The sequence below is a fragment of the Citrobacter sp. Igbk 17 genome (assembly GCF_028069775.1).
Taxonomy (GTDB): Bacteria; Pseudomonadota; Gammaproteobacteria; order Enterobacterales; family Enterobacteriaceae; genus Citrobacter.
This window is the reverse complement of the sequence record NZ_JANEWI010000011.1, coordinates 107,360-118,870: the sequence shown is the minus strand read 5'-3', so window position 1 is coordinate 118,870 and position 11,511 is coordinate 107,360. Positions and strand designations below refer to the sequence as shown.

The following is an 11,511-nucleotide window of genomic DNA, read 5'->3' as shown; positions in this document are numbered from 1 at the left end:
CTCCTGAAGGAACGTTGAAGACGACGACGTTGATAGGTCGGGTGTGTAAGTGTAGCGATACATTGAGCTAACCGATACTAATGAACCGTGAGGCTTAACCTTACAACGCCGAAGATGTTTTGGCGAAAGACAGACACAAGATTCAGCTTGATTACAGATTACATCAGAACGCAAAAAAGCGGTCTGATAAACAGAATTTGCCTGGCGGCTGTAGCGCGGTGGTCCCACCTGACCCCATGCCGAACTCAGAAGTGAAACGCCGTAGCGCCGATGGTAGTGTGGGGTCTCCCCATGCGAGAGTAGGGAACTGCCAGGCATCAAATAAAAGCGAAAGGCTCAGTCGAAAGACTGGGCCTTTTGTTTTATCTGCAGTCTGTCGGTGAGCGCTCTCCTGAGTAGGACAAATCCGCCGGGAGCGGATTTGAACGTTGCGCAGCAACGGCCCGGAGGGTGGCGGGCAGGACGCCCGCCATAAACTGCCAGGCATCAAATAAGTGAAGAAGCCCATCCTGCCGGACGGGCTTTTTTGCGTCTGTGGGGAGTGAAAACCGCAGGATGCGGCGTCCCGCCTTATCCGGCCTGCAGCTGAATGTATGTTGTAGGCCTGATAAGCACAGCGCAGCGCATCAGGCAAGCAGGCAATACCACAGTTACTGTCTTACCCATTGCGTAACAAACTCAGTAAGTTGCTGTATGTCGTTGATATCTAACAATGGAATATCCACCGCCAGCGGCACATCACTAGCAACTGCGACAACATGCTCGTCTATAACTAACTCTTCTGCACGATGCCCGCAGCCTTCACGAAAAAGCAGAATCTTCGCGACAGGTTCATGCTTAAAGCCTTCAACAAGTACCATATCTAATGTCGATACATCCATCCGGCTGACCAGATATGCCAGGTCCAGTTCGGGCTCTTCAGGTGTTTCAACCATTAACGCCCAACGCTGTTGGCTGGCAACCAGCGTTTGTGCTGCCCCGGCTTTACGTAGCTCATAGCTATCCTTGCCAGGCTTATCGACATCCATATCGTGGTGTGTATGCTTAATCAATCCGGGACGAATACCTCTGGCGCACAGTTCCGGGATAAGCTTTTTGAGCAGCGTGGTTTTCCCCGTACCGCTCCAGGCTGCAATGGCGAGTAATGGGATCATGATTTATCCTGCCATCTGGCGAGTTCTTCGGGTGTATTCACATTCACGAATGCATCTTTATGATCGCTAAAGTCAACGGGATGTCCCCCAGCCTGGCGCATAAAGACCATCACGCGTCGTTCTCCAGACTGCAGGTAATCCTGTAGCAGGGGCTGCATTGATCTGTTCATCAGTGCAATTGTCGGGTGATCTCTTTCACCATCATGCACCCAGACTACGGGGGCTGATTTGCGTTGTTCTTTTAAACGAGCGACCAGATCGTGGGGGATATAGGGCATATCACAAGGGCAAAACAGAAACCAGTTCCCTTCTGCCTGTAAAAAAACCGACAGCATACCGGCCAATGGACCAGGATAATCAGCCAGGGCATCGGGGATGACTTTCAGGCCGCTTTGCTGATAAATATCCTGGTGGCGATTAGCGTTAACCACAACAGTCTCGACCTGCAAAGCGAGGGTGTCGGCCACATATCGCCAAAGGGGTTTTCCATCCAGCTCAAGCAAACCTTTATCTGCTCCACCCATTCGTCTGGCTTTCCCGCCGGCCAGGACAACCCCTGTTATTGCACTATCCAGAATCACTGATATCGCCTCTTTTAATGTGGGATTGACCCTGCTAACGTATCTATATTGAGCGTAAGGAGCACAACCATGAAATGTAAACGTCTGAATGAAGTTATTGAACTCCTCCAGCCGGCCTGGCAGAAAGAACCCGATCTTAACCTGATGCAATTTTTACAGAAACTGGCGCAAGAGTCAGGTTTTGACGGAGAACTGGCGGATTTAACTGATGACATTCTGATCTATCACCTGAAAATGCGTGACTCAGCGAAAGATGCCGTGATCCCAGGCATTCAAAAAGATTATGAAGAAGATTTTAAAACAGCACTTCTACGCGCACGTGGCGTAATTAAAGAGTAAAACCTTGTAAGCGCCTCCACCGAAAGCGCTGTGAAATGATATCCTGAATCATTCGTAGTAATTTCTGGATGATGGGATGAACGACAACGCTTTTACTTTCCAGACGCTACACCCTGATACCATCATGGATGCCTTGTTTGAACAGGGCATCCGCGTGGATTCTGGTCTTACCCCGCTAAACAGCTATGAGAATCGTGTTTATCAATTCCAGGATGAAGATCGCCGACGTTTTGTCGTGAAGTTCTATCGCCCTGAGCGTTGGTCTGTCGATCAGATTCAGGAAGAGCATCAATTTGCCCTGGAACTGGTTAGTGATGACGTCCCGGTCGCTGCACCTCTGGTTCTGAATGGTCAAACGCTGTTGAGCCATCAGGGTTTTCACTATGCAATCTTCCAAAGCGTAGGTGGTCGTCAGTTTGAAGCCGACAACATCGATCAGATGGAGGCCGTGGGTCGCTACCTGGGTCGTCTTCACCAGACCGGGTGCAAACAACCTTTTACCTTTCGCCCCACTATAGGCCTTGAAGAGTACCTGACTGAGCCACGTAAGCTTTTTGAGCATGCACCGCTCATTCCGTCAGGACAAAAGGCGGCCTTCCTGAAGGCAACGGACGCACTGATTACCGTGGTCACCGAACGCTGGCATACGCGTTTTGCGTCGCTACGTCTGCACGGTGATTGCCATGCAGGTAATATTTTGTGGCGTGATGGCCCGATGTTTGTTGATTTGGATGATGCCCGTAATGGTCCTGCAATACAGGATTTATGGATGCTTCTTAATGGTGATAAAGCAGAGCAACGTATGCAGCTTGAAACTATTATTGAAGCTTATGAAGAGTTTAGTGAATTTGACACCGCTGAAATCGGACTGATAGAACCTTTACGTGCAATGCGTTTAGTTTATTATCTTGCCTGGCTGATTCGACGTTGGGCTGATCCAGCTTTCCCCAAAAATTTCCCTTGGTTAACCGGGGAAGATTACTGGCAGCGTCAGACCGCGACCTTTATTGAGCAGGCAAAAATTCTGCAAGAGCCCCCCTTACAATTAACGCCAATGTATTAATCGGAGAAACTTGAACATGAAAAAAATATGGCTGGCGCTGGCTGGTATGGTTTTAGCTTTTAGCGCATCGGCAGCGCAGTTCCAGGATGGTAAGCAGTACATCACACTGGAAAAGCCTGTTGCGGGTGAACCGCAGGTGTTGGAGTTTTTCTCCTTCTACTGCCCGCATTGCTACCAGTTTGAAGAAGTCCTTCACGTATCTGATAACGTGAAGAAAAAATTGCCAGAAGGCACCAAAATGACTAAGTATCACGTCGAGTTTTTGGGGCCTCTAGGTAAAGATCTGACGCAGGCATGGGCTGTTGCTATGGCACTGGGCGTTGAAGATCAGGTGACTGTGCCGTTGTTTGAAGGGGTGCAGAAAACGCAGACTGTTCAGTCTGTCGCTGATATCCGTAAAGTCTTCGTCGACGCAGGTATTAAAGGTGAAGACTATGATGCGGCATGGAATAGCTTCGTGGTGAAATCACTTGTTGCCCAGCAGGAAAAAGCGGCAGCTGATTTGCAGCTGCAGGGCGTGCCGGCGATGTTTGTTAATGGCAAATATCAGGTGAACCCGCAGGGTATGGATACCAGCAGCATGGATATCTTTGTACAGCAGTATGCTGATACCGTGAAATTCCTGGTTGGTCAGAAGTAAAAGAAAAAGCCGGTCACAGACCGGCTTTTTTATTTGAGGCTTTAATCGCATTTAATTGTGTATCTTTCTCGCTCCAGAGCATGTTCAGCCACTGCTGGAACCGACGTTTAAATGCCTTATCGTTAACGTAATCACCATGCAATTCTTCGCTAATTGGCTCGAGATTCACTCGCACGACAATGCGTGTCAGCTTGCCGCTGAGCATATCGTAGAAAGGATGACGGCTATTTTCTGGATAGCACAGCGTAACGTTCAGCAATTTATCGAACTGTGATCCCAGAACGTTTAGCGCCATTGCAATGCCTGCCGCCTTGGGCGGGAGCAGATTGCTGTACGGGGAACGGGTTTGCTGACGCTTCTCGTCCGTAAAACGTGAGCCTTCGACAAAATTCACAATTGTTGTCGGATGTACGCGAAATTTCTCACAGGAACGGCGCGTTGTTTCCACATCTTTACCGCGTTGTTCCGGATGACGAAGCAGATAGCCACGCGAATAGCGTTTCATAAACGGCATATCCAAAGCCCAACATGCCAGACCAATAAAAGGGACCCAGGCCAACTGCTGCTTGAGGAAGTATTTATTCATCGGGATGTGTTTACGGAACAGAACACAAAGTACAACGATGTCGGCCCAACTGTAATGATTACAAATGAGCAGGTACCAGTTTTTCTTGCTAAGACCTTCCAGTCCTTCGATATCCCACTTTAATCGTGGATTAAGGTGCAGCAGTAGAGCCAGACCTTCACACCAGCAATACATCATGAAATTACAGAAGACAGAAACCTTGCGCCAGACGACAGGAATGGGCAAAAGGAGCTTTACAACCCCTGCAAGGATGATTGGCACAGAACAAAAAATCGTGACCAATATGGTCAATACGATACTCAGCAACAGCGTTATCGCAGCGAGTATTCTCGTCATAATTAAATTATTCAAAAGGTTAGCCATAGATAGTGCGCTAAATGAGGCGCAAGGGGCTGATTTTATCAGAAAACGAGCCAAATGATGGATCTTCGCTGAATAGAAAAAAAGGTAATATCTATCCACATCCAGATATAAGCTGAAAAAATGGCATAAAGTTCCACTTATCAACATAAGATAATGAAAAATATAATAAATTATTATGATTCATAAATTGTATTGCTGGAGTTAAAGGGCTGAAAATTATTTATTCACAAAGTTATCCACAGCGCGCTTTGCGAGCAACGCAGAAGATCTGCAAAAGTTTTTCGACAAATGCGGCGAAAAACTCATGTTTTCATCCCGTCTGTGGCATCCTTTACCCATAATCTGATAAACAGGCACGGACATTATGGTTCAGATCCCAGAAAACCCACTTATCCTTGTAGACGGTTCATCTTACCTGTATCGCGCATACCACGCGTTTCCGCCGCTGACTAACAGCGCAGGAGAGCCTACCGGTGCGATGTACGGTGTTCTCAACATGCTGCGTAGCCTGATTCTGCAATATCAGCCTACACATGCTGCGGTGGTATTCGACGCTAAGGGTAAAACCTTCCGTGATGAATTATTCGAACACTACAAGTCGCATCGCCCGCCAATGCCGGACGATTTACGTGCGCAGATTGAGCCTCTACATGCGATGGTAAAAGCGATGGGGTTGCCATTGTTGGCTGTTTCAGGCGTGGAAGCGGACGATGTCATCGGTACGCTGGCACGTGAGGCAGAGAAGGTGGGGCGTCCGGTGCTGATTAGCACCGGCGATAAAGATATGGCTCAACTGGTGACGCCGAACATCACCCTCATCAACACTATGACTAATACGATCCTTGGTCCGGATGAGGTCGTGAATAAGTACGGTGTTCCGCCTGAACTGATCATTGATTTCCTGGCGCTGATGGGTGACTCCTCCGATAACATTCCAGGCGTACCTGGCGTGGGTGAAAAAACGGCTCAGGCGCTGCTTCAGGGCTTGGGTGGGCTGGATACCCTCTATGCGGAATCAGACAAAATAGCAGGGCTAACCTTCCGTGGTGCCAAAACCATGGCAGGCAAACTCGAGCAGAATAAAGAAGTGGCGTATCTCTCGTATAAGCTGGCTACCATCAAAACGGATGTTGAGCTGGAATTAACCTGCGAGCAGCTGGAAGTGTGCCAACCAGCAGCAGAAGAACTGCTGGGCCTGTTTAAACAGTATGAATTCAAGCGTTGGGTTACTGACGTTGAAGCCGGTAAATGGCTACAGGCGAAAGGGACAAAACCGGCAGCTAAACCGCAGGAAACCATCGTCGTCGATGAAACGCCTGAGGAACCTGCCACGGTTCTCTCGTACGATAACTATGTGACGATTCTGGATGAAGAAACGCTGGAAGCGTGGATTGCAAAGCTGAAGAAGGCTCCCGTATTCGCCTTTGATACAGAAACTGACAGTCTGGATAACATCACCGCGAATCTGGTTGGCCTCTCGTTTGCCATTGAGCCAGGTGTGGCTGCGTATGTGCCTGTCGCCCATGATTACCTGGATGCGCCCGATCAGATTTCTCGTGACCGTGCGCTGGCGTTACTGAAGCCACTGTTGGAAGATGAGAAGGCGCATAAAGTTGGGCAAAACCTGAAGTTCGATCGCGGTATCCTGGCAAATTACGGGATTGAACTGCGCGGCATCGTCTTTGATACCATGCTCGAATCCTACATTCTTAACAGCGTCGCAGGCCGACACGATATGGACAGCCTGTCAGATCGCTGGCTGAAACATAAAACGATCACCTTTGAAGAGATTGCCGGGAAAGGTAAAAACCAGCTGACCTTTAACCAGATAGCACTGGAAGAAGCCGGGCGTTATGCCGCAGAGGATGCCGATGTTACGCTTCAGTTGCACCTGAAGATGTGGCCTGAACTGCAGAAGCACAAAGGGCCGTTAAACGTCTTCGAAAATATCGATATGCCGTTGGTCCCGGTTCTGTCCCGCGTTGAGCGCAACGGTGTGAAAATCGATCCTGCTGTATTGCACAAACACTCAGAAGAGCTGACGTTGCGTTTGAATGCGCTTGAGCAAAAAGCGCACGAGATTGCTGGAGAAGCGTTTAACCTCTCTTCAACCAAGCAACTGCAAACGATTCTGTTTGAAAAGCAGGGTATCAAGCCGCTGAAGAAAACACCGGGTGGTGCGCCGTCAACGTCGGAAGAGGTGCTGGAAGAGTTAGCGCTGGATTATCCGTTGCCAAAAGTTATCCTGGAATATCGTGGGTTAGCAAAACTGAAGTCGACCTACACGGATAAGCTTCCGTTGATGATCAACCCAAAAACCGGACGTGTGCATACCTCATATCACCAGGCTGTTACAGCGACCGGACGTTTGTCTTCAACCGATCCTAACCTGCAAAATATCCCGGTACGTAACGATGAAGGTCGTCGTATTCGTCAGGCATTTATCGCGCCAGAAGACTACGTGATTGTCTCTGCGGACTACTCGCAGATCGAGCTGCGTATTATGGCGCATCTCTCGCGCGATAAAGGCCTGCTTACTGCGTTTGCCGAAGGAAAAGATATTCACCGTGCAACGGCGGCAGAAGTTTTTGGTTTACCGCTCGATTCAGTGACCAGCGAACAGCGTCGTAGCGCAAAAGCCATTAACTTTGGTCTGATCTATGGCATGAGTGCTTTCGGTCTTGCTCGTCAGTTGAATATCCCGCGTAAAGAAGCACAGAAGTACATGGATCTCTACTTCGAGCGCTACCCTGGCGTGCTGGAATATATGGAACGGACGCGTGCACAGGCAAAAGAGCAAGGTTACGTTGAAACGCTGGAAGGGCGCCGCCTCTATTTACCGGATATTAAATCCAGTAATGGCGCGCGCCGTGCCGGTGCGGAACGTGCTGCAATTAACGCTCCGATGCAGGGTACTGCCGCAGATATTATTAAGCGGGCCATGATTGCCGTGGATGGGTGGCTGCAAACAGAACAGCCGCGCGTGCGCATGATCATGCAGGTACACGATGAACTGGTGTTTGAAGTGCACAAAGATGATCTGGAAAACGTGTCGAAAAAGATCCATCAGCTGATGGAAAACGAGACGCAAATTGATGTGCCCTTGCTGGTGGAAGTCGGTAGTGGTGAGAACTGGGATCAGGCGCACTAAGGGTTTACTGAATAACGCGCTTTTTTCGTAACTAAGCAACATAAGATAGAACTTTTTGTGATGTCCATTAGAAATCCCTATGGCGGGAATGAAAAAAAATTACAAAAAGTGCTTTCTGAGCTGCTCAAAAAAGAGTAAAGTTATTCACGTAGGGTACAGAGGTAAGATGTTCTATCTTTCAGACCTTTTACTTCACGTAATCGGATTTGGCTGAATATTTTAGCCGCCCCAGTCAGTAATGACTGGGGCGTTTTTTATTTTGCGAAAGAAAAGTTTTGCACATGCTCGTAGGCCGGATAAGACGCGCAGCGGCGCCATCCGGCATATCCGTGGATTATTCCCCGCCCTGCATCTCTTCAACCGGTGCCAGCTCACTAAACCAGCTATCCAACTTCTGACGCAGTTTGTCCACGCCCAGCTTCTTCAGTGATGAAAATGCTTCAACCTGTACATCGCCATTAAACGCCAGCACCGCTTCACGCACCATGTTCAGCTGTGCTTTCCGGGCACCACTGGCCAGCTTATCTGCTTTAGTCAGTAGAACCAGAACCTGAACGTTGCTCTCAACAGCCCACAGGATCATCTGCTGGTCGAGATCTTTTAGCGGGTGGCGAATATCCATTAATACCACCAGACCCTGCAGGCTCTGGCGTTTTTCCAGGTATTCAGCCAGTGCGCGCTGCCATTTACGCTTCATTTCTTCCGGGACTTCGGCATAACCATAACCTGGCAGGTCGACCAGGCGTTTACCGTCCACAACTTCAAACAAGTTGATGAGCTGAGTACGGCCTGGTGTTTTAGAGGTACGCGCCAGACTCTTTTGATTGGTCAGGGTATTTAGTGCACTGGATTTGCCTGCGTTGGAACGGCCAGCAAAAGCCACTTCGATTCCCGTATCGGAAGGTAAATGGCGAATATCAGGCGCACTCATCACAAAATGCGTCTGTTGATAATTCAAGTTAGTCAACGTGGTCGTCTCCATCAATCAAGGCTTTGCAGCGATTATACCTGAACACCAGCAAAAGACTGGTTTTTCGACGCGTGGTCAGTGTAAGTAAAAACCTCGTGCTTTGTGAGACATTGCCGATAGTATCTATGCGAGATGGCAGAGCGGGAAACAATATAATATATATAAATCATATGATTATATCTTATTGGAATTCTGATTAATGGAAACTGTTACCTGGCTTACTTGTGCGTTTACGTTAAAAAGGTAAAGTAGTGTCCATAGCGAGGAAGCTGACAGGATAAACGACTCAGGATGAGGGTCAGGAGCGCCAGGAGGCGAAGACACAGGATTGTCAGGAAGACAAACGTCCGGAGACGTTAGTAAAAGGAAATGGAAACAACACGGAATGTTGCAGGCTAAGGGAAAAACAGGGTGTGTTGATAGCCGACAGGGATTGTAGAGCCCGCTGAGGGTTGAGAGTCAGGAAAAAAGGCGACAGATTACTCTGTCGCCTTTTTTCTTTATTTCTGCTAGATTCCGGCGCAAATATATACTGAATAAAAACAGCCAAAGACGAATCATGATGAAACCAACTTCTACACCACGCGGTAAAGGTCCTGCAAAAGCGCGTCGTAAAACACGCGAAGAAATTAACCAGGAAGCTCGCGACCGTAAGCGCCAGAAAAAACACCGTGGTCATGCGGCGGGTAGCCGTGCGTCCGGTAGTGATGGCGCATCAGGTGGCGGAAACCAAAACAAACAAAAAGATCCTCGTATTGGCAGTAAAACCCCCATTCCATTGGGTGTGACCGAAAAAGTCACCAAACAGCACAAACCGAAAAGTGAGAAACCTATGCTTTCACCACAGGCTGAGTTGGATTTACTGGAAACGGATGAGCGCCTGGATGCGCTGCTGGAACGTCTTGAAACCGGAGAAACCCTGAGCGCAGAAGATCAGGCCTGGGTAGATGCCAAACTGGATCGCATCGACGAGCTGATGCAAAAGCTGGGTCTCTCTTACGAGGATGACGAAGAAGAGGATGAGGAAGAAAAGCAGGAAGATATGATGCGCCTGCTGAAAGGCGGCAACTAACGGTTTTACACCGTGGGTCTTCCCGTCCTGCTTATAACCCTTCCGGTTATATGTTATCTGGTGTGGTTATTCGTTAAACTACAGCGGTTGTCGCGGCGACAGAAGTGGCTGCGCAACCGGCTTATCACCCGCACTGGGGTTAAGCCGGTACGCCGTACCCGCCAGAGACGCCATCGGAAGGAGTGAGCATGTCTGAACAGCTAATAGACTGGGACCTGGCCCTGATCCAGAAATATAACTATTCCGGGCCACGATATACCTCGTACCCGACCGCGCTGGAGTTCTCTGAAGACTACGGTGCAGAAGCGTTTTTGCACGCCGTGGCGCGTTACCCTGAGCGCCCACTTTCGTTATACGTTCACATCCCGTTCTGCCATAAACTGTGTTACTTCTGTGGCTGCAATAAGATTGTGACCCGTCAGCAGCATAAAGCCGATCAATACCTCGATGCCCTGGAACAAGAAATTATTCACCGCGCACCGTTGTTTTCTGGACGGCATGTCAGCCAGCTACACTGGGGTGGCGGTACACCAACTTACTTAAATAAAGCGCAAATCAGCCGCTTAATGACGCTACTGCGGGCTAACTTTCAGTTTAACGCGGATGCCGAAATTTCGATCGAAGTGGATCCGCGTGAAATCGAGCTGGATGTTCTCGATCATTTACGTGCTGAAGGGTTTAATCGCCTGAGCATGGGGGTGCAGGACTTCAACAAAGAAGTTCAGCGCCTGGTGAACCGTGAGCAGGACGAGGAATTTATCTTTGCGCTACTTAACCATGCGCGTGAGATCGGTTTCACCTCGACGAATATCGACCTTATTTACGGCCTGCCAAAACAGACGCCGGAAAGCTTTGCTTTCACCCTGAAGCGGGTGGCGGAGTTGAATCCAGATCGTCTGAGCGTCTTTAACTATGCGCATCTGCCAACGCTTTTCGCAGCCCAGCGCAAGATCAAAGATGCTGACCTGCCCAGCGCACAGCAAAAGTTGGATATCCTGCAGGAAACCATCTCTTCACTAACCGAAACCGGCTATCAGTTCATTGGAATGGATCACTTCGCTCGCCCGGACGACGAACTGGCCATTGCCCAGCGCGAAGGTGTTCTGCATCGGAATTTCCAGGGCTATACCACCCAGGGCGATACCGACTTGCTGGGTATGGGCGTATCCGCCATCAGTATGATTGGCGACAACTACGCACAGAACCAAAAAGAGCTGAAACACTATTATCAGCAGGTTGATGAACAAGGGAATGCACTGTGGCGCGGTATTGCGCTGACCCGCGATGACTGCATTCGTCGGGATGTTATTAAGCTGCTGATCTGCAACTTCCGCCTCGACTATGCTGCTGTGGAACAGCAATGGGATTTGAACTTTGCGGATTATTTTGCTGAAGATCTGAAGCTGTTGGCACCACTGGCGAAAGATGGGCTGGTGGATGTGGATGAGAAGGGAATTCAGGTTACGCCGAAGGGTCGCCTGTTGATCCGTAATATTTGCATGTGCTTTGATGCTTATCTACGCCAGAAAGCGCGGATGCAGCAGTTCTCTCGGGTGATTTAATGACGTTGTCCGGTGGCGCTTTGCTTACCG

General features: G+C 49.2%; 12 protein-coding genes, 2 rRNA genes and 1 pseudogene. 11 read left to right on the top strand and 4 right to left on the bottom strand.

The genetic code is table 11. The features are described 5' to 3' along the window. Positions 1-102: ribosomal RNA gene (locus tag NNO08_RS09305) — 23S ribosomal RNA — on the top strand; the annotation flags it as partial. A 98-nt stretch (positions 103-200) separates the two neighbouring features. Beyond that, positions 201-316: ribosomal RNA gene (rrf, locus tag NNO08_RS09300) — 5S ribosomal RNA — on the top strand. 334 nt (positions 317-650) lie between these two features. Here rrf and mobB read toward each other — a convergent pair. Both mobB and mobA read right to left on the bottom strand, forming a co-directional pair. Beyond that, positions 651-1,154 (bottom strand): molybdopterin-guanine dinucleotide biosynthesis protein MobB, encoded by a 504-nt coding sequence (gene mobB, locus NNO08_RS09295; protein WP_271442767.1) that lies wholly within the window; start codon positions 1,152-1,154, stop codon positions 651-653. Further along, on the bottom strand, positions 1,151-1,735 hold the full coding sequence (mobA, locus tag NNO08_RS09290) for a molybdenum cofactor guanylyltransferase MobA (protein WP_271442768.1): 585 nt from the start codon (positions 1,733-1,735) through the stop codon (positions 1,151-1,153). Before mobA ends, mobB begins: the two co-directional genes overlap by 4 nt. Positions 1,736-1,804: 69 nt before the next feature. Between mobA and NNO08_RS09285 the strand changes: the two genes are divergently transcribed. The 3 genes from NNO08_RS09285 to dsbA all read left to right on the top strand — a co-directional run bounded on the left by NNO08_RS09285 (position 1,805) and on the right by dsbA (position 3,777). Continuing rightward, a complete protein-coding gene (locus tag NNO08_RS09285; RefSeq protein WP_003028616.1) occupies positions 1,805-2,074 on the top strand; it encodes a YihD family protein in 270 nt (89 codons plus the stop codon). A 76-nt stretch (positions 2,075-2,150) separates the two neighbouring features. After that, positions 2,151-3,137 carry a serine/threonine protein kinase gene (locus tag NNO08_RS09280; protein WP_271455809.1) on the top strand — a complete coding sequence of 329 codons (987 nt, stop codon included), beginning with the start codon at positions 2,151-2,153 and terminating at the stop codon, positions 3,135-3,137. 16 nt (positions 3,138-3,153) lie between these two features. Then, positions 3,154-3,777, top strand: a complete 624-nt coding sequence (dsbA, locus tag NNO08_RS09275) for a thiol:disulfide interchange protein DsbA (protein ID WP_137381405.1) — start codon at positions 3,154-3,156, stop codon at positions 3,775-3,777. A gap of 13 nt (positions 3,778-3,790) precedes the next feature. Here the strand turns inward: dsbA and NNO08_RS09270 are convergent, their stop codons facing one another. After that, a complete protein-coding gene (locus NNO08_RS09270; RefSeq protein WP_271456606.1) occupies positions 3,791-4,645 on the bottom strand; it encodes an acyltransferase in 855 nt (284 codons plus the stop codon). On the opposite strand from NNO08_RS09270, the gene NNO08_RS09265 reads away from it, so the two are divergent. The 3 genes from NNO08_RS09265 to NNO08_RS23185 all read left to right on the top strand — a co-directional run bounded on the left by NNO08_RS09265 (position 4,539) and on the right by NNO08_RS23185 (position 8,091). Beyond that, a complete protein-coding gene (locus NNO08_RS09265; RefSeq protein WP_271456607.1) occupies positions 4,539-4,784 on the top strand; it encodes a hypothetical protein in 246 nt (81 codons plus the stop codon). The two genes, NNO08_RS09270 and NNO08_RS09265, sit on opposite strands and share 107 nt — an antisense overlap. Before the next feature lie 306 nt (positions 4,785-5,090). Continuing rightward, entirely contained in the window at positions 5,091-7,877 is a 2,787-nt protein-coding gene (gene polA, locus NNO08_RS09260) for a DNA polymerase I (protein ID WP_271456605.1), read from the top strand. A 166-nt stretch (positions 7,878-8,043) separates the two neighbouring features. Continuing rightward, complete coding sequence (locus tag NNO08_RS23185) at positions 8,044-8,091, top strand: spot 42 RNA, inhibition of DNA synthesis (RefSeq protein ID WP_071892919.1); 48 nt, start codon at positions 8,044-8,046, stop codon at positions 8,089-8,091. A 120-nt stretch (positions 8,092-8,211) separates the two neighbouring features. Here the strand turns inward: NNO08_RS23185 and yihA are convergent, their stop codons facing one another. Next, a complete protein-coding gene (gene yihA / locus NNO08_RS09255; RefSeq protein WP_271456604.1) occupies positions 8,212-8,844 on the bottom strand; it encodes a ribosome biogenesis GTP-binding protein YihA/YsxC in 633 nt (210 codons plus the stop codon). A 254-nt stretch (positions 8,845-9,098) separates the two neighbouring features. On the opposite strand from yihA, the pseudogene NNO08_RS09250 reads away from it, so the two are divergent. From NNO08_RS09250 to hemN, 3 genes and pseudogenes are all read left to right on the top strand, one after another. Continuing rightward, positions 9,099-9,296: pseudogene (locus NNO08_RS09250) on the top strand (hypothetical protein). Between the two features lie 113 nt (positions 9,297-9,409). Beyond that, positions 9,410-9,919, top strand: a complete 510-nt coding sequence (gene yihI / locus NNO08_RS09245) for a Der GTPase-activating protein YihI (protein ID WP_271441489.1) — start codon at positions 9,410-9,412, stop codon at positions 9,917-9,919. Positions 9,920-10,107: 188 nt separating this feature from the next. Further along, complete coding sequence (hemN, locus tag NNO08_RS09240; protein ID WP_271441452.1) at positions 10,108-11,481, top strand: oxygen-independent coproporphyrinogen III oxidase; 1,374 nt, start codon at positions 10,108-10,110, stop codon at positions 11,479-11,481. The last annotated feature ends 30 nt before the right edge of the window (positions 11,482-11,511 follow it).